The following is an 18,567-nucleotide window of genomic DNA, read 5'->3' on the forward strand; positions in this document are numbered from 1 at the left end:
TTTCTTCTTGCCAGCGACAGTGTAGTTCCGAAGTTCCCGATGCCGGGAGGGCCGCACGGCCCCTTATGAAGTTCTAGAAAATGACGTATTAGGAGTTAGCGCCGGTGCTGAACCGCATCAGCAGGCCAAGCGCGATGATCACGACGCCCCAGGTGACTCCGAGAGTGATCGTGAAGCGGTTGAGGTTGCGCTCCGCGACGCCCGAGGAGCTGAGCCCGGAGCTCATGCCGCCGCCGAACATGTCGGACAGGCCGCCACCGCGACCTTTATGAAGCAGGATGAGCAAGGTCAGCAGGAGGCTGGTGATGCCCAGCAGCACCTGCAGGATGACATGAAGAACGTCCACGACGGCCTTTCAGAAGATGGGATTGCGGGGGCCAAAGCTGTGTCCGGACTACTCCGTCAGCAGGTGACTCTCGAACCTGACAATATTAGCAAACTCGGCCGGGTCCAGGCTGGCACCGCCCACCAGCAGTCCGTCCACGTCGCGTTCCTTGAGGATCGAGGCGGCGTTGTTGGCTTTCACGGAACCGCCGTAGAGCAGGCGCGTGCGGCCGGCCACCGAGGCGTCGAAGAGCGTGCCGAGCTCGGCGCGGATCGCGGCGCACATTTCCTGGGCGTCCTCCGGTCCAGCGACCTCGCCGGTGCCGATGGCCCAGACGGGTTCGTAGGCGACCACCAGTTCGGCGGCCTGTTCAGCGGTGAGGCCTTCGACGCCGGCCCGGAGCTGGGCGAGGGTGTGCTCCACATGGGTGCTGGTCTGGCGGACTTCGAGGCCTTCACCGACGCACAGCACAGGGGTAACGCCGTGGCTGAAGGCCGCCTTGGTCTTGGCGTTGAGGACCTCGTCGGACTCGTGGTGGATGGTGCGCCGTTCGCTATGGCCGACCAGGACGTAGCGGCAGCCGAGCCGGGCGAGGAAGTGTCCGGAGATGTCGCCGGTGTAGGCACCGGAGTCGAACTGCGACAGGTCCTGGCCGCCGTAGACGACCTCCAACTCGTCGCCCTGGACCAGGGTCTGGACGCCGCGGAGATCGGTGAAGGGCGGGAAGACGGCCACCTCCACCCGGCTGTAGTCGTGCTTGGCGTCGGACAGGGTCCAGGCCAGCTTCTGCAGGAGGGTGATGCCCTGGACGTGGTCCATGTTCATCTTCCAGTTGCCCGCGATGAAAGGCTTGCGGTCGAACTTGCCGTTCGTTGACGTTGTCACGTGATCTCCAAAAGATTCGTAGCAGTGAAAGGGCCGGCAGGGCGCCGTCGGACGGGACGGCGCCCTGCCGGCGGGAGCCTCTAGCGGTCGAGCACGCTCAGGCCGGGGAGTTCCTTGCCTTCAAGGTATTCCAGGCTGGCACCGCCGCCGGTGGAAATGTGCCCGAACTGGTCATCGGCGAAGCCGAGCGTCCGGACCGCCGCCGCGGAGTCGCCGCCGCCTACGACGGTGAACGCGTCCGTTTCCGTGAGCACCTGGGCGACCGCCCGGGTGCCGGCCGCGAAGGCCGGGAATTCGAAGACACCCATGGGTCCGTTCCAGAACACCGTCTTGGCGCTCTTGATCCGTTCCGCGAAGGCGGCCGCGGACTCGGGGCCGATGTCCAGGCCGATGCCTGAGCCGCCGAAGCTGCTGGCCTCGATCGCGTCGGCCGCGACCGTCTCGTGCTCGGCGTCCGCGGCGAACTTGGCGGCCACCACCACATCGGTGGGAACGACGAATTCGGTGCCGGCGTCCGCAGCGCGTTTGAGGTAGTCCTGGACCGTCCGGATCTGGTCCTCCTCAAGCAGGCTGCCTCCGACCTTGTGGCCGGCCGCGGCGAGGAAGGTGAACAGCATGCCGCCGCCCACCAGGATCGTGTCAGCCTTGCCGATCAGGTTCGCGATCACGGCGAGCTTGTCCGAGACCTTCGAGCCGCCTAGCACCACGACGTAAGGCCGCTGCGTGTCGGTGGTGAGCTTGCGCAGCACCTCGACCTCGGTGCGGACCAGGTCGCCCTGGTAGGACGGCAGCCGGGTGGCGACGTCGTACACGCTGGCGTGCTTGCGGTGCACAGCCCCGAAGGCGTCGTCCACGAACGCACCGTTGACGCCGGTCAGGGAGACCAGTTCGTCCGCGAAGGCGCCCCGTTCGGCGTCGTCCTTGGAGGTCTCCCGCGGGTCGAAGCGCACGTTCTCCAGCACGAGGGCTTCGCCGTCCTGCAACGCCGCGGCGGCCGCCTTGGCGGACCGGCCCACGGTGTCTTCGGCCAGCGACACTTTGAAGGAAGCGAGCTCCGCCAGGCGCGCGACTGCCGGTTTAAGCGAGTACTTGTCCTCCGGGGCGCCCTTGGGGCGGCCGAGGTGCGCGGTGACGAGGACACGGGCACCGGCATCCGTGAGCTTTGCCAATACCGGCAGGGAGGCCTTGATCCGGCCGTCGTCAGTCACTGTAGAGCCGTCGAGCGGCACGTTCAGGTCACTTCTGACCAGCACGTACCGCCCGCGGACACCTTCAGCGATCAGTTCGTCGAGGGTGTGGAATGTCATGTGTCTTACCCTAGCCCAGCTTCGATGCGACGAGCTCCGTAAGGTCGACGAGTCGGTTGGAGTAGCCCCACTCGTTGTCGTACCAGGAGACGACCTTGACCTGGTTGCCGATCACCTTGGTCAGGCCGGAGTCGAAGATGGACGACGCCGGGTCCCCGACGATGTCCGAGGAAACGATCGGCTCGTCGGTGTAGGTCAGGAGGCCCTTGAGTGCTTCGGACTCGGACGCGGCCTTGAGCGCGGCGTTGACCTCCTCCACGGTGGTCTCACGGGAGACTGTGACGGTGAGGTCGGTGGCGGAGCCGGTGGGGACCGGGACGCGGATGGCGTAGCCGTCGAGTTTGCCCTTGAGCTCGGGCAGGACCAGGCCGATGGCCTTGGCGGCGCCCGTGGAGGTGGGGACCATGTTGATGGCGGCGGCGCGGGCGCGGCGGAGGTCCTTGTGCGGGCCGTCCTGCAGGTTTTGGTCCGCGGTGTAAGCGTGGATGGTGGTCATCAGCCCGCGCTCGATGCCGAAGGAGTCGTTGACGACCTTGGCCAGCGGGCCGAGGCAGTTGGTGGTGCAGGAGGCGTTGGAGATGATGTGGTGCGCGGCGTTGTCGTAGAGACCGTCATTCACGCCCATCACGATCGTGATGTCCTCGTCCGAGGCGGGCGCGGAGATCAGGACCTTCTTGGCGCCGGCGTCGATGTGCTTCTGCGCGTCGGCGGCCTTGGTGAAGAACCCGGTGGACTCGATCACGATGTCGACGCCCAGCTCGCCCCAGGGCAGGTTGGCCGGATCGCGCTCGGCGAGGACCTTTACGGTCTTGCCGTCGACGACGATGTTGCCGTCCTTGACCTCGATGGATTCGGCCAGGCGGCCGCCGACGGAGTCGTATTTGAAGAGGTGCGCGAGGGCTTCCGGGCTGGTGAGGTCGTTGACTGCAACGATCTCGAGGTCTGCTCCCTGGGCGAGGGCGGCGCGGAAGTAGTTGCGGCCGATGCGGCCGAAGCCGTTGATACCAATACGTGTCGTCACGTTTTCAGTCTCCTTGGTGCTCTCTCAAGCACGACTAGTTGAGTAGGCGTTCAAGCCAACTAACAGATCCCGCACGCCATTGGGCAGAGATGATTACCAGATCGGAGGACGAGCAGCCACGTTGCTGAAGGCTAACCGCCTTCCGTGATCCATCTTACGTTTAACTGGGCCCGCCCCCGCAAGTGCGGGGGCGGGCTGACCACGATCCGGTCCTTAGGGACCGAAATGTGAGCTTTGTTACAGCAGGGTTTCGGCGGTGGCCGGATCCTAGAGGGTGATCAGGCCGGTGGCGTTCTTGCGGGCGGCATCGAAGCGCTTGGCGACGTCGGCCCAGTTCACGATGTTCCAGAAGGCCTTGACGTAGTCGGCCTTGACGTTGACGTAGTCCAGGTAGAAAGCGTGCTCCCACATGTCCAGCATCAGCAGCGGCGTGGTGCCCAGCGCGACGTTGCCCTGCTGGTCGTACAGCTGCTCGATGACGAGGTTGCCGCCGATCGGCTCGTAGGCCAGGAAGCCCCAGCCGGAGCCCTGCAGGCCGAGGGCCGCGGCGGTGAACTGGGCGCGGAACGCGTCGAAGGAGCCGAACGCGTCGTCGATGGCGGCTGCGAGCTCGCCCTCGGGCTTGTCGCCGCCGTCCGGGGACAGGTTCTTCCAGAAGACCGAGTGGTTGATGTGGCCGCCGGTGTGGAACGCGAGGTCCTTGGAGAGGCGGTTGATGTTGGCGAAGTCGCCCTTCTCCCGTGCCTCGGCCAGCTGGGCCAGAGCGTTGTTGGCGCCGGCCACGTAGGTGGCGTGGTGCTTGCTGTGGTGGAGCTCCATGATCCTCGCGGAGATGTGAGGTTCCAGCGCTGCGTAGTCGTAGTCAAGTTCGGGAAGTACGTATTCGGTCACAAAATCCTCCAATGTCGTGGACGTTCGTCCGGTTTTGCTAACTCTCGGATTGTGCATCCGGATGGTTGGACACCCGGAAGTTTCTTGGATGTGGATCCAGTGGGCATAGCCTCCGGGACCGGCGGGGTATTCCCCGCCGCTGGATCCGATTCTGGCCCGGAAACCCGGCAGTGGCTACTCGTCCAGCATTTCCGCTGTCACATTGGCTTCGGTGCCGGGGATCCCGAGGTCCTCCGCGCGCTTGTCCGCCATCGCCAGCAACCTGCGGATCCGGCCGGCAATGGCGTCCTTGGTCATCACCGGTTCCGCCAGGCGGCCAAGCTCGTCCAGGCTGGCCTGCTTGTGCGCCACCCGCAGTTCGCCGGCGTATTTGAGGTGGTCCGGAACGTCGTCGCCGAGGATCTCCAGGGCCCGGTCGACGCGGGCGCCGGCGGCGACGGCGGCCTGCGCCGAGCGGCGCAGGTTCGCGTCGTCGAAGTTGGCTAGCCGGTTCGCCGTGGCGCGGACCTCCTTGCGCATCCGCCGTTCCTCCCAGACCATGAGCGCGTCGTGCGCCCCCATCCGGGTCAGCAGCGCGGCGATGGTGTCGCCGTCGCGGATCACGACGCGGTCCACTCCCCTGACTTCGCGGGCCTTTGCCTGGATGCCGAGTCGGCGCGCGGCGCCCACCAGGGCGAGGGCGGATTCCGGCCCGGGGCAGGTGACCTCCATGGCGGAGGACCGGCCGGGCTCGGTCAGCGAGCCGTGGGCCAGGAAGGCACCGCGCCAGACGGCCTCGGCGTCGGCGGCGGAACCGTTCACCACTGCAGACGGCAGGCCGCGGACGGGCCGGCCGCGGGCGTCCAGCAGGCCGGTCTGGCGGGCGAGGGCTTCGCCGTCGCGCACCACCCGCACGACGTAGCGGCTGCCGCGGCGCAGTCCGCCGCCGGAGACGACAATGATCTCACTCTGGTGCCCGTAGACCTCGGCGACGGCGGCGCGCAGCCGGCGGGCGGTCGACGCGAGATCCACCTCGGCCTCGATCACGATCCGGCCGGAGATGATGTGCAGTCCTCCCGCAAACCGGAGCATGGTGGAGACTTCGGCCTTGCGAACCGAGGATTTCTTGATGTCCAGCCGGGAAAGTTCTTCCTTGACCGATGCTGTCAGTGCCATGGCACCTTTCCTACCTGTTCCCGAAAATGTCGTGGTACGCCGTTGCCAGGCGCAGCGGGTCGTGGATCGGCCGGCGGCTCGACGCCCCTACTTTACCCATGACCACCTCGGCGCCGAGCATCCCGGCCGCCCGTTCGAACTCCGCGAGGTCCGTCACCGATGCGGGATCGGCGAGGACGACGTCGACGGTGAAGTCAGGCGCGTACTCCCTGAGCACCCGGAGGTGGTCGGCGGCAGACATTCCCAGCGTCTCTTTGGTGTCCATGGCGAGGTTCATGGTGAGGCAACGCCGCGCCTCGGTGTTGCAGAGCGCGTCACGCATCTCGGGCAGCAGCAGGTGCGGCAGGACCGAGGTGAACCACGAGCCGGGCCCCAGGACCACCCAGTCCGCCAGTTCGATCGCGGTCAGCGCCTCGACGCAGGCCGACGCGGTTTCGGGCAGCAGCCGGACCGCTTCGAGCGAACCGGCAACAGCGCATTTGGCTTGTCCGCGCACAGTTTCCAGCACCGTGGTGCCGTCCGCGCCGGTCACCCGGGCTTTGCCCTCGATGGTGAGCGGCGTCGTGGACATCGGCAGGACCTGGCCGCGTGCCCCGAGCAGCGCACCGGCCCACTGCAGCCCGGCCACGGTGTCGCCCAGTAATTCCCAGAGCGTCACGATCAGCAGGTTGCCCATCGCATGTTCGTCCAGGGAGCCGCCGCGTCCCTTGGCGGGCTTGAAGCGGTGCTGCATGACGTCGCGCCAGGTCCGGCCCCAGTCGGTGTCGTCGCACAACGCGGAGAGCGCCATCCGCAGGTCCCCCGGCGGCAGGACGCCGTACTCCTCGCGCAGCCGGCCGGAGGAGCCGCCGTCGTCCGCGACGGTGACGATGGCGGTCAGCTCCGAGGTGAGCAGGCGCAGCGCCGAAAGCGAGGCGGACAGGCCGTGGCCGCCGCCCAGGGCCACCACCGAGGGGCCCTTATCCTGCTGGCCGGCGAAGGCCGCGCTGGCGGCCGGCACCAGGGGCAGGGGCCCGGTCAGAAGCGCCATTACTCGCGGCCCAGATCCCGGTGGGTGGTGGTGACGGTGACCCGGGGGTACTGCGCCAGCCGCCGCGACAGTTCGACGGCGACGGCCACGGAACGGTGCTTGCCGCCGGTGCAGCCGACGGCGATCGTCGCGTAGTGCTTATTTTCGCGCCGGTAGCCGTCCAGCACGGGTTCGAGCGCCAAAACGTAGCGTTCCACGAAATCGCTGACGCCCTCGGCCTCGAGCACGTAGTCGCTGACGTCCTTGTCCAGCCCGGTGTGCGGGCGCAGCTGCGGCACCCAGTGCGGGTTGGGGATGAATCGCGCGTCGGCGACGAAGTTGGCGTCCACCGGCAGGCCGTACTTGAAACCAAAGCTCATGACGTTCAGGCGCAGCGCCACCGGTCCGGTTTCGCTGAACAGCTCGGTGATGGCGGTAGCCAGGCCGTGCACGTTCAGCGGCGACGTGTCCAGCACGATGTCTGATGAGTCGCGGAGCTCTTGCAGCAGTTCGCGTTCCGCCGCGATGCCGTCGAGGATCCGGCCGCCGCCCTGCAGCGGGTGCGGGCGCCTCCCCTGTTCGAAACGTCGCACCAGGACGTCGTCGTTGGCATCGAGGAACAGCACGCGGAAGGTGACGCCGCTGGCTTCAAGGTTGCGCAGCGCGGTGCGGATATCGGCGAAGAGGTCCTTGCTGCGGACGTCCATGACGACGGCGAGTTTGGAGATGGATCCCGGCGCGTGCGAGACGAGCTCCGCGAGGGTGCCCAGCATCTGCGGAGGGAGGTTTTCCACGACATACCAACCATGGTCCTCGAGGGCGTCCGCGGCGGTGCTGCGGCCCGCCCCTGACATCCCGGTGACCACGAGCAGCTCCGCCTCTACCGGCTTGACGGGGGTCAACCCGTCCGCCGCCGTGCCGGATCCCGCCGTTGACTCTGCCATCAATCGTGCTCCATCTCTGCTGTTTGCTCTGCCGTGAGGGCCGTGGCTCCGGGCAGTCGCTTCCGGCCGCGCACCGCGCCTCAGCACCTAACCCTAGCCAAGATTGCCGGCGCTAGCTAAGTTTCAAGGATTTCGCCGGTTGTCATGTTGATGGCAGGGACCGTGGGGCCGTCCGCGCCGTCGTCGGCGTTGAAATGCCGCACGATCGCACCGGCAAGGGCCGGCCCAATCCCCTTCGCGGCCGTGAGCTCCTCCATGCTCGCGGCCTTGATGCTTTTCACCGAGCCGAACTGGTTCAGCAGTGCCTTGCGCTTGGAGTCGCCGAGGCCGGGGACGCCGTCGAGCGCCGACACGGTCATGGCCTTGCCGCGCTTTTGCCGGTGGAAGCTGATGGCGAAGCGGTGGGCTTCGTCGCGGATCCGCTGCAGCAGGTACAGCCCGGCCGAGGCGCGCGGCAGGATCACCGGGAAGTCGCTGTCCGGCAGCCAGACCTCCTCGAGCCGTTTGGCGAGGCCGACGACGTAGACGTCTTCGATGCCGAGTTCGGCGAGGGCCCTCGCCGCCGCACTGACCTGCGGCTTGCCGCCGTCGACGACGACGAGGTTCGGCGGGTAGGCAAACTTCGCCCGGGGCGCCGGCGTCGTGGTGTCCGCCACCGGGCCGCCGGCCGCGGCTGCGCTCGGATCGCCCGGGTCGGTTGCTTTTTCAGCCTGTTCTTGAAGGTAGTTCCGGAAGCGGCGGGTGAGTACGTCATGCATGGCTGCGGTGTCGTCGCTGGCCGCGGCGCCCGTGACCGAGAATTTCCGGTAGTCGGATTTCTTCGGCAGGCCGTCTTCCACCACCACCATCGAACCGACCACATTGGTGCCCTGCACGTGCGAGATGTCGAAGCACTCGATCCGCAGCAGCGCGACGGGCAGGTCCAGGGCCTCCTGCAGTTCCTGGAGCGCCTGGGAGCGCAGGGTCAGGTCCCCGGCGCGCCTGGACTTGTGCAGCTGGAGCGCGTGTTCGGCGTTGTCCCGGACGGTGGTCAGCAGGGCGGCCTTGTCGCCGCGCTGCGGGACCCGGATATCGACCCGGGCTCCCCGCAGCCCGCTGAGCCACTGGCCAAGCTCGGCGGCGTTGCTGGGCTCGGCCGGGACCAGGACTTCCCGCGGCATCCGGCCCTGGAGTTCGCGTTCTTCGCCGTAGACCTGCTGGAGCAAATGCTCGACGAGGTCCGGGGTGCTGGAATCCTCCACCTTTTCCACCACCCAGCCGCGCTGGCCGCGGATCCGACCGCCGCGGACGTGGAAGACCTGGACCGCGGCCTCCAGTTCGTCCTCGTGCAGGGCGAAGACATCGGCGTCGGTGTCCTCGGCCAGGACCACGGCGTTGCGTTCAAAAACCTTCTTGAGCGCGACGATGTCATCGCGCACCCGGGCGGCGCGTTCGTAGTCGAGCTCGGCCACGGCCGCTGCCATGTCCTTCTCCAGCCGGAAGACGAAGGGCTTGGCCTCACCGCCCATGAACGAGCAAAAGTCCTCGGCCAGGGCACGGTGGTCTTCGGCCGAGATGCGGCCGACGCAGGGGGCCGCGCACTTGTCAATGTAACCGAGCAGGCAGGGCCGGCCGCTGGCTTCCGCACGCTTCAGGACCCCGGCGCTGCAGCTGCGGACCGGGAAGACCCGCAACAGGGTGTCCATGGTGTCGCGGATGGCGCCCGCCGTGTAGGGGCCGAAGTACCGGGTGCCTTTGCGCCGTTCGCCGCGCAGGACCTGTACCCGGGGGTACTTCTCCGCCATCGTGACGGCCAGGTACGGGTAACTCTTGTCGTCGCGGAACATGACGTTGAACCGCGGCTTGAATTCTTTGATCCAGGTGTACTCGAGCTGCAACGATTCCAGTTCACTGCCGACGACCGTCCATTCCACGCTGCTGGCCGTGTGGACCATCGCGTAGGTCTTCGGCATCAGGCCGGCGGGGTTGGCAAAGTAGGAATTCAGCCGGGAGCGGAGGTTTTTGGCCTTGCCGACGTAAATGACCCGGCCGTGCGGGTCGCGGAACCGGTACACGCCTGGGTTGGTCGGGATCTCCCCCGTCCGGGGCCGGTAACTAGCTGGATTTGCCACTAGTCCATTCTACTGAGCCGGCGGCGCAGTCCCGACGCGCTAGTCGACACTCTTGCTCTGGTTGTAGGTGGTGGCCCGCTGCTGCCCGCTCAGCTCCGCGATGGCGTCCATGATGCGGTCCGTGACCTGGCGCCGCGCCGGCAGGGAATGGTCCGGCCCGGTCTTGTCGAAGTAGAGCGGCTCGCCGACCTTCATGATGAAGTGCTGGGGTTTGACCTTGTTGCTGTCCGCGGGCTGCAGGTTTTCGGTGCCGATCAGGCCCACCGGGACCACCGGGGCTCCCGTCGTGAGGGCCAGCCAGCCGACGCCGGTGCGGCCRCGGTAGAGGATTCCGTCGCGGGAGCGGGTGCCTTCCGGGTAGATCCCGACGCCCTTGCCGGCATCGAGGATGTCCAGCAACGTCTTGAGCGCCTGCACGCTGGCGGCCTGCTCGCCGCGCTCGACCGGGATGGAGCCGACGGCCTCGAAGAACGACTTCATTACCCGGCCCTTGGCACCGCCGGTGGTGAAGTATTCGGCCTTGGCGAAAAAAGCGACCGGCCTCGGCATGAGCGCCTGGACGATCACGCTGTCCAGGAAGGAGAGGTGGTTGGGCGCCACGATGAAGGGGCCTTCGGCTGGCACGTTCTCCAGGCCGATAACGGTGGGACGGCAGGTCGAGGAGATGAGCCCGCGGGTTGTCCAGCGGATTACGTCAAACATTGCCAAGGGCGGGCACCTCATTCAGCTGCGGGGCGACGGTGGTCAGGGTGCGGGACCGCACGGATCCACCTTGACAATAGTTTCGTGGCGATCGGCAGGCGCCTGCTTGGCAGCGGCTCCTGCAACATCCGGGCGTATGGGTCACCGGAGTAGTTTCTCACGACCGCGGGGAAGCCGGACAATCTCATTCCCTCGGGGGAATATGTCCGGCCTCCCCGGGTCGGCCGGAGGCGCCGGTCAGCCCAGAATCTCGGCGAGGAACGTCGCGGTGTGGCTCTCCTTGGACTTGGCCACCTGCTCCGGGGTACCGGAGGCGACAATCCGGCCGCCGCCGGAGCCGCCGTCGGGGCCCAGGTCCACGATCCAGTCCGCGCTCTTGATCACGTCCAGGTTGTGTTCGATGGTGATCACGGTGTTGCCCTTTTCGACCAGGCCCTGCAGGACCAGCAGCAGCTTGCGGATGTCCTCGAAGTGCAGCCCGGTGGTGGGCTCGTCGAGCACGTAGACGTTGCGGCCGTTGGAGCGTTTCTGCAGCTCAGCTGCGAGTTTCACGCGCTGCGCCTCGCCGCCCGAGAGCGTCGTGGCGGGCTGGCCGAGCCGGACGTAGCCGAGGCCGACGTCCACGAGGGTCCGCAGGTGCCGGGCGATCGGCGAGAACGCGGCGAAGAAGTCCGCGCCCTCCTCGATCGGCATGTTCAGGACGTCCGCGATGGTCTTGCCCTTGTAGTGCACCTCAAGGGTTTCGCGGTTGTAGCGCGCGCCCTGGCAGACCTCGCACGGCACGTAAACGTCCGGCAGGAAGTTCATTTCGATCTTCAACGTGCCGTCGCCCGAGCAGGCCTCGCAGCGGCCGCCCTTGACGTTGAAGGAGAACCGGCCGGGCTGGTAGCCGCGGACCTTGGCCTCGGTGGTCTCGGCGAAGAGCTTCCGGATGTGGTCGAACACACCGGTGTAGGTGGCCGGGTTGGAGCGCGGGGTGCGGCCGATCGGGCTCTGGTCGACGTGCACCACCTTGTCCAGGTGCTCGAGGCCCTGGACGGACTTGTGCCGCCCGGCGACCTGCTTGGCGCCGTTGAGTTTGTTGGCGAGCACCTTGTACAGGATTTCGTTGACCAGGGTGGACTTGCCCGAGCCACTGACGCCGGTGACCGCGGTAAACAATCCCAGCGGGAAGGCGGCGTCGACATTGACCAGGTTGTTTTCCTTGGCGCCGACAACCTTCAGTTCGCGCTTCTTGTCGTACTTGCGGCGCTTGTTCGGCACCTCGATGAATTTCCGCCCGGAGAGGTAGTCGCCGGTCAGGGACTCGGTGTTCTCCAGCAGGTCCTGGTAGGACCCGGAGTGCACCACGGTGCCGCCGTGCTCGCCGGCGCCCGGTCCGATGTCCACCACCCAGTCGGCTTCCTGGATGGTGTCCTCGTCGTGCTCAACCACGATCAGGGTGTTACCGAGGTCCCTGAGCCGGGTGAGGGTTTCGATCAAGCGCCGGTTGTCGCGCTGGTGCAGTCCGATAGACGGCTCGTCGAGGACGTACAGGACGCCGACGAGGCCGGAACCGATCTGGGTGGCCAGGCGGATGCGCTGTGCCTCGCCGCCGGAGAGCGTGCCCGAAGGCCGTTCCAAGTTCAGGTACTCGAGGCCGACGTCGAGGAGGAATTTCAGCCGGGCCTGGATTTCAATCAGGACCTGGTGGGCGATCTGCGCCTCGCGGCCGGTCAGCACCAGGGTGTCCAGGAAGTTCGCGCATTCGCGCATCGGCAGCGCGGCCACCTCGGCGATGGACTTTCCGTTGATCAGGACGGACAGCGACGCCGGGTTCAGGCGGGCGCCGTTGCAGGCCGGGCACGGAACCTGCCGCATGTACTCCTCGTAGCGGTCCCGGGCCGAATCGGATTCCGTTTCGGTGTGCTTGCGGTGCACGTACTGGACCACGCCTTCGAAGCCGGTGCTGTACTTGCGTTCCCGGCCGAAGCGGTTCCGGTACTGCACCACCACCTTGTGGTCCTTGCCGTGCAGCACGGTCTGCCGCGCCTCGGCGGACAGCTTCTTCCACGGCGTGGTCATCGAGAACTCGAGCTCTTTGGCCAGGCCGGCGAGGAGCCGGTTCCAGTATTCGGTGGTGGCGGTACCGAGTGACCAGGGCGCGATGGCGCCGTCGGAGAGGGAGAGGTCCGGGTTGGGGATCAGGAGTTCCTCGTCAACCTCGAGCCGGGTCCCGATGCCGCTGCAGGCGGAGCAGGCGCCGAACGGGTTGTTGAAGGAGAATGAGCGCGGCTCGATCTCGTCGATGGCGAGGGGGTGCTCGTTGGGGCAGGCGAGGTGTTCGGAGAAGGCCCGGATCCGTTCCGGATCGTCTGCCTCGAGATCGACGAATTCGGCCAGGACCCGTCCCTCGGCCAGGCCGAGCGCGGTTTCCACCGAGTCGGTCAGACGCTGGCTGATGCCGTCCTTCGCGACCAGCCGGTCCACTACCACTTCGATGGTGTGCTTGAACTGTTTGCCAAGCTTGGGGGGATCGCTGAGTTGGATCAGTTTGTCGTCCACCCGGGCCCGAGAGTAGCCCTTGGCGGTGAGCTCTTTGAAGAGTTCGACAAACTCGCCCTTGCGGCCGCGGACCACCGGTGCCAGCACCTGGAAGCGGGTTCCCTCAGGCAGTTCGAGCAGTTGGTCGACGATTTGCTGGGGTGTCTGCTTGGTGACCGGCTCGCCGCAGATCGGGCAGTGCGGGCGCCCCACCCGGGCCCAGAGCAGGCGCATGTAGTCGTAGATCTCGGTGATGGTGCCCACGGTGGAGCGGGGGTTCTTGCTGGTCGATTTCTGGTCGATCGAGACGGCGGGCGAGAGCCCCTCGATGAAGTCGACGTCGGGCTTGTCCACCTGGCCCAGGAACTGGCGGGCGTAGGCGGAGAGCGACTCCACGTACCGGCGTTGGCCTTCGGCGAAGATCGTGTCAAAGGCGAGCGATGACTTGCCCGAGCCGGAGAGGCCGGTGAAGACGATCATCGCGTCGCGGGGCAGGTCGAGGTCCACGTTGCGCAGATTGTGTTCGCGTGCGCCCTTTACGACCAGGCGGGACAGGTCGGAACGGACCAGTTCCGCCCCGGACAGCACCCCGCCGGAGGGCGTGGGGTTGGCCGCCTTTCCGGACTTCACCGGAACGGTAGTGGGTTGGACAGCGACGGCGGGTTCTTCAGCTACGGCTTTAGGCACGCCTCCAATGCTAATCGAAAACTTCTTCGAATATCTATTCCGGCTACGCTTGTGCTATGGCTCTCGGCCTAATGGCGGTCGTATGCCGCGGCCAGCAGCTGGACAGCCTCGGCGAAGCTCGCCCCGCGGGCTTTGGCCGCCGCCGCGAACTCCGCGGCGGACGCGGTCAGTGAGCCCCACGCGTCGTCCCGGGCGCAGACGACGGTGCCGTTCCTGCCCCGGGTCGCGACGACGCCGGCGGCCTCGAGTTCCTTGTAGGCTCGCGCCACGGTGTGCGGCGCCACGCCCAGCTCGGCCGCCAGGCTGCGGACGGCGGGGAGCCGGGTCCCGGCCGCGAGGGTTCCGGCGTCGGCCCGCTCGATAATGTTCAGCCGGAGCTGTTCGAACAGGGGAACCGAACTGCCGGTATTGGGCTTCCAGGTGCCGGGAAAAGTGGCAGCACCGGCCTCGGTCGGGCTCACAGTTCCGGCTCCAGGGCGGCCTCAAGCTGTTCGCGCCCGGCGAACTGGGTCCGGTAGAGCCGGGTGTACGTGCCATCCTCCGCCATGAGTTCCTGGTGCTTGCCTTGTTCAACAATCCGTCCGTGGTCCATGACCAGAATTAGATCAGCGTCGCGCACGGTGGACAAGCGGTGGGCAATCACCAGGCTGGTCCTGCCCTGCCGCAGCCTCGCCATGGCCTGCCGGATCTGTATCTCCGTGCGGCTGTCCACCGAGCTGGTGGCTTCGTCGAGGATCAGGATGCTGCGGCCGGCCAGTTGTGCCCGGGCGATCGAGATGAGCTGGCGCTGGCCGCGGCTGAGCGAGTCGCCGTCGTTGCCGAGCATGGTGGCGTAGCCGGCCGGGAGGGCGCGGACGAAGTGGTCCACGTGGCTTGCCTGCGCCGCGGCGACGATCTCCGCGTCGCTGGCGCCCGGCAGGCCGTATTCGATGTTGTCCCGGATGCTGCCGGTGAACAGCCAGGCGTCCTGCAGCACCGTGCCGAAGACCCCGCGCAGCTCGTCGGGATGGAGTTCGGCGATGTCCACGCCGTCCACGGTGATCCGTCCGGCGTCCAGTTCGTAGAAGCGCATCAGGAGGTTCACCACGGTGGTCTTGCCGGCGCCGGTGTGACCCACGATTGCCACGGTCTGGCCGGGCTCCACCGAGAAGGAAAGATCCTGCACCGCGGGGGTGTCGGGCCCGTAGCCGAAGGTGGCGCCTTCGAACCTGACGCGGCCCGCGGGGGTCCGGGCCAACCGGATTCCCGGTCCGGCCGGTGCTGCCGCGGGGATTTCGGGTGCGTCCAGGAGCGCGAAGACCCGTTCGGCGGACGCCAGGCACGACTGCATCAGGGTCAGCATGCCGCCGATCTGGCCCATGGGCTGGCTGAAGAGCCGGCTGAACTGGATGAAGGCCTGGATGCCGCCGATCGTCATGGTGCCGGCGGCCACCTGCAGCGCCCCGATCACGGCGACCGCGATGTAGTTGAGATTCGAGACAAAGATCATCAGGGGCTGCACGACGCCGGAGACGTACTGCGCCCGGGCTGCCGCGCGGAAGAGCCGGCTGTTGCTCTCGCCGAAGGTGACGCCGGCCGCCTGCTGGCGTCCGAACGCCTTGATGACCTCGTGGCCGGTGAAGAATTCCTCCAGGTGCGCATGCAGCTCCCCGGTGCTGCGCCACTGCTCGGTAAAGTGTGCCTGCGACCTCCGCGCCACCAGTACGGTGACCACGGTGGAGACCGGAACCGAGACCAAGGCGATTATCGCGAGCAGCGGCGACAGCCAGACCATCATGGCCAGGGCACCGGAGAGCATCAGCACCGACATGATCAGCTGGTTCAGCAGCTGATTGAGGGCCTGCGAGACGTTGTCGACGTCGTTTGTGGCGCGGCTGAGCACGTCGCCTCGGTGCTGGTCATCGAAATGGCTCGAGGGCAGCCGGTGCAGTTTCCTTTCCACGGCGGCACGGAGGCCGTAACTCAGCCGCTGCACCGCCGTCGCGGTCAGGGCACCCTGGATCCAGCTGAAGAGCGAGGCGCCCAGGTACATCAGCGTCACCGCCAGCAGGAGCCGGCCGAGCCTCTGTTCGTCGAAGTCGCCGCCAACCACGCTGTGCACCACGACGTCGGTGGCGTCCCCGAGATATTTGGGTGCTGCCACGTTCAGGGCGGCGAAACCGCAGGTCGCGGCAACGACGCCGATCATCCGGAGGCGCACCGGCCGCAGGAGTCCCAGCAGCCTCGCGGCTGCTTGCCATCGGGACGTCGCGCCGCGACGCGCCGGGAACGCGGCGCTCAAAGGGTGTCCGCCAGGACGAACTGTGAGGCGGCGATCTCCCGGTAGGTCCGCGACGAGGACATCAGCTCCTGGTGGGTGCCGCGCGCCGCCAGGCGTCCGTCCTCGAGCACGAGGATCTGGGCCGCGTCCACGATCGTGGACACCCGTTCGGCCACGACCAGCACGGTGGCAGCCCGGAGCAGCGGCTCCAAGGCAGCCCGCAGGCGGTGGTCTGTGCCGTAGTCCAAGGCGGAGAAACTGTCGTCAAAGACGCAAACGGGTGCCGGCCGCAGCAGCGCCCGGGCGATACACAGGCGCTGGCGCTGGCCGCCGGAAAAGTTGGTGCCGCCCTGGCTGACCGGGGAGTCGAGCCCGCCCGGAAGGCTCCGGACAAAGTCGTCCGCCTGTGCGGACTCCAGGGCCCGCCAGAGCTCCGCCTCGTCCGCGGCCGGCCCACCCACCCGCAGGTTCTCCGCCACGGTCCCGGAAAAGAGGTAGGACTGCTGCGGCACCAGGGCCAGCAGTTCGCGGAGCGACGCGAGCGGGAGGGACCGGATGTCGCGGCCGCCGATGCTGATGCTGCCCGCGGTCGGTTCGAGGAAGCGCGGCAGCAGGTTCAGCAGGGTGGACTTGCCGCTCCCCGTCGCGCCGATGATCGCCGTCGTGGTCCCGGGGACGGCGGTGAACGTGATCCCGGCCAGCACCGGTGCCTCGGCACCGGGGTATGCAAAGGCCACGTCACGGAATTCCACCGTGCCTGCCGGCGGCGTATCCCCCGCCCGCCGGGCCGGGGCGGGCGGGGCGGGCGGAGGACACCCGGCGGAAGGCTCGGTGTCGAGGACAGCCTGGATCCGTTCGGCGCAGGCAGCCGCGCGCGGGGCCGTAGTGAAGACGTACATGGCCATCATGATGGCGATCAGGATTTGGAGGATGTAGGCAATGAACGCCGTGAGGGCGCCGAGTCGCATCTGTCCGGCCTGGATCCGGTGGCCGCCGAACCAGACCACTGCCACGGAGGCAAGGTTCACGACCACCATGATCATCGGGTTCATGCCGGCCACCAGGAGCGCTGAGTCCAGGTTGTTCTTCGTGAGGTCCTTGTTGGCCGCGTCGAAGCGGCGGATCTCGTGGTCCTGACGGACGAAGCCGCGGATGACGTTGGCGCCGATGATCTGCTCCCGGAGCACCCGGCTGATCCGGTCGATCAGTGCCTGGCCCTGGCGGTACAGCGGAATCAGCCGGCGCACGATCAGCACCATGACGCCGGCGAGGAGGGGGATGACCGCCGCGACAATCCCGGACAGCGCCACGTCCTGGTGCAGCGCCAAGGTGATGCCGCCGATGAAGCTGGCGGGCGCCGCGATGAGCATGGTGAAGACCAGGACGGTAAGGCTCTGGATCTGGGTGACGTCGTTGGTGGCCCGGGTGACGAGGCTGGGTGCCCCGAAAACACCGATGTCCTGCGAGGAGAACGTCTGGACCTTGGCGAAAAGCTCCTCCCGCAGTTCCCGCCCCGCACGCATGGCTACGACCGCGCCGAGGTAGCCGGCCGAAATGGCGGTGCCGGCCTGGAGAGCTGCGACCCCCGCCATCCAGCCGCCCAACTGCTGGATCAGGGGCGTGTTCCCGGCGACGATGCCGTCGTCGATGATGGCGGCGTTCAGGGTAGGGAGCAGCAGGTTCGCCGTGGTCTGCACGAGCTGCAGGCAGACGATGGCCAGGACGGACATCCAGTGCGCCGCAAGCAGCCGCCGCATCAGGCTAATGAGCACCGAACCTCCATGACTAGGACAGGGCTCGGATCCTTACCAGCCGGCGGCCGCCCCCAGACCGCGTTGTCAGTGTAAGCCCGATCACACGGCGTGCGCTGTCACACGGCGTGTCACATTCGTCAAAGGTGTCAGCCGCGCTTGCGTGCCACCGCAAAGATCCGCCGGAACGGGAAGACTGTCCCGTGGCTGCCCGGCGGGTAGGCCTGATTCAGCAGCCGCGCATAGTCCGCCTGGAAGCGGCGTGCCTCGTCGGCTGGGAGCGCGGCCAGGACCGGACGCAGGCCGGTGCCGCGGACCCACTCAAGGACCGGGTCGGCTCCCGGCAGGACCTGGAGGTAGGTGGTCTCCCAGGCATCGGCGTCGCAGCCGGCGTCGAGCATCAACTCCAGGTAGTCTGCGGGTTCGGCCACTGCGTCGTCGTGGCGCAGCACCCCGGCCAGGGAGCCGGACCATGCGTCCGAGTCGGCCAGGGCGCGCATCAGCGCGTGCGAGGGCGCATTAAAGTTGCCGGGCACCTGCAGGGCGAACCACGCACCCGGGCGCAGTGCCTCCAGCCAGCGGGCCAGCAGCTGCAGGTGCCCGGGGACCCATTGCAAGGCGGCGTTCGTGACCACCACGTCGGTATCCGGTGTCGGCGTCCACGCGGCGATGTCCGCCAGGGTAAAGGTGAGGTTTGCGGCCGCCGTGGCGAAGGCGCCGGACTGCGCGAGCATTTCGGCGGAGGAGTCCAGGCCCTCTACCGCGGCCCCCGGCCAGCGGGACGCAAGCGTGGCGGTCAGGTTCCCCGGGCCGCAGCCGAGGTCGACGACGTGCCGCGGGGCATCCGCGTGGACGCGGGCGGTCAGGTCAAAGAAGGGCCGGTCGCGGTAGTCCCCGAACTGTCCGTATTTGGCTGGATCCCACTTCACGCCGTTCCTCCGCTCACCGCCCGCACTGACAGCGAAAGCCTAACCCCGCGGCTGGTGGCCGGCGGGG

The 18,567-nt window shown here is 67.4% G+C and carries 15 protein-coding genes; all 15 read right to left on the bottom strand.

Translation table 11 applies throughout. The features are described from left to right. Positions 1–88 precede the first annotated feature (88 nt). The 15 genes from secG to AC1DGI_RS10970 all read right to left on the bottom strand — a co-directional run bounded on the left by secG (position 89) and on the right by AC1DGI_RS10970 (position 18,500). Positions 89–346 carry a preprotein translocase subunit SecG gene (gene secG / locus AC1DGI_RS10900; RefSeq protein WP_476898805.1) on the bottom strand — a complete coding sequence of 86 codons (258 nt, stop codon included), beginning with the start codon at positions 344–346 and terminating at the stop codon, positions 89–91. Between the two features lie 48 nt (positions 347–394). After that, complete coding sequence (gene tpiA, locus AC1DGI_RS10905) at positions 395–1,210, bottom strand: triose-phosphate isomerase (RefSeq protein ID WP_476898806.1); 816 nt, start codon at positions 1,208–1,210, stop codon at positions 395–397. Between the two features lie 80 nt (positions 1,211–1,290). Continuing rightward, a complete protein-coding gene (locus AC1DGI_RS10910) occupies positions 1,291–2,517 on the bottom strand; it encodes a phosphoglycerate kinase (protein ID WP_476898807.1) in 1,227 nt (408 codons plus the stop codon). 10 nt (positions 2,518–2,527) lie between these two features. Continuing rightward, the gene (gene gap, locus AC1DGI_RS10915) at positions 2,528–3,538 is read right to left on the bottom strand and encodes a type I glyceraldehyde-3-phosphate dehydrogenase (protein WP_441403142.1); all 1,011 of its coding nucleotides are present in this window, start codon (positions 3,536–3,538) and stop codon (positions 2,528–2,530) included. Positions 3,539–3,805: 267 nt separating this feature from the next. Then, positions 3,806–4,429, bottom strand: coding sequence for a superoxide dismutase (locus tag AC1DGI_RS10920; protein WP_310056637.1), 624 nt, complete (start codon positions 4,427–4,429; stop codon positions 3,806–3,808). A 174-nt stretch (positions 4,430–4,603) separates the two neighbouring features. Beyond that, positions 4,604–5,584 carry a DNA-binding protein WhiA gene (gene whiA / locus AC1DGI_RS10925; protein WP_476898808.1) on the bottom strand — a complete coding sequence of 327 codons (981 nt, stop codon included), beginning with the start codon at positions 5,582–5,584 and terminating at the stop codon, positions 4,604–4,606. A gap of 10 nt (positions 5,585–5,594) precedes the next feature. Beyond that, positions 5,595–6,614, bottom strand: a complete 1,020-nt coding sequence (locus AC1DGI_RS10930) for a gluconeogenesis factor YvcK family protein (protein WP_441402567.1) — start codon at positions 6,612–6,614, stop codon at positions 5,595–5,597. Beyond that, complete coding sequence (gene rapZ / locus AC1DGI_RS10935; RefSeq protein ID WP_441402566.1) at positions 6,614–7,537, bottom strand: RNase adapter RapZ; 924 nt, start codon at positions 7,535–7,537, stop codon at positions 6,614–6,616. Before rapZ ends, AC1DGI_RS10930 begins: the two co-directional genes overlap by 1 nt. A 116-nt stretch (positions 7,538–7,653) precedes the next feature. After that, complete coding sequence (gene uvrC / locus AC1DGI_RS10940; protein ID WP_476898809.1) at positions 7,654–9,648, bottom strand: excinuclease ABC subunit UvrC; 1,995 nt, start codon at positions 9,646–9,648, stop codon at positions 7,654–7,656. A gap of 39 nt (positions 9,649–9,687) precedes the next feature. Then, complete coding sequence (locus tag AC1DGI_RS10945) at positions 9,688–10,356, bottom strand: lysophospholipid acyltransferase family protein (protein ID WP_476898810.1); 669 nt, start codon at positions 10,354–10,356, stop codon at positions 9,688–9,690. 231 nt (positions 10,357–10,587) lie between these two features. Then, the gene (uvrA, locus tag AC1DGI_RS10950) at positions 10,588–13,560 is read right to left on the bottom strand and encodes an excinuclease ABC subunit UvrA (RefSeq protein ID WP_476898811.1); all 2,973 of its coding nucleotides are present in this window, start codon (positions 13,558–13,560) and stop codon (positions 10,588–10,590) included. Between the two features lie 68 nt (positions 13,561–13,628). Beyond that, on the bottom strand, positions 13,629–14,021 hold the full coding sequence (locus tag AC1DGI_RS10955; RefSeq protein WP_476898812.1) for a GntR family transcriptional regulator: 393 nt from the start codon (positions 14,019–14,021) through the stop codon (positions 13,629–13,631). Beyond that, entirely contained in the window at positions 14,018–15,841 is a 1,824-nt protein-coding gene (locus AC1DGI_RS10960) for an ABC transporter ATP-binding protein (RefSeq protein ID WP_476898813.1), read from the bottom strand. The genes AC1DGI_RS10955 and AC1DGI_RS10960 overlap by 4 nt, the downstream gene beginning before the upstream one ends. Continuing rightward, positions 15,838–17,577, bottom strand: coding sequence for an ABC transporter ATP-binding protein (locus AC1DGI_RS10965; RefSeq protein ID WP_476898908.1), 1,740 nt, complete (start codon positions 17,575–17,577; stop codon positions 15,838–15,840). Before AC1DGI_RS10965 ends, AC1DGI_RS10960 begins: the two co-directional genes overlap by 4 nt. Positions 17,578–17,720: 143 nt before the next feature. Next, a complete protein-coding gene (locus tag AC1DGI_RS10970) occupies positions 17,721–18,500 on the bottom strand; it encodes a trans-aconitate 2-methyltransferase (RefSeq protein ID WP_476898814.1) in 780 nt (259 codons plus the stop codon). Positions 18,501–18,567 lie beyond the last annotated feature (67 nt).

The sequence above is a fragment of the Arthrobacter sp. 05N428_2 genome (genome assembly GCF_056397065.1).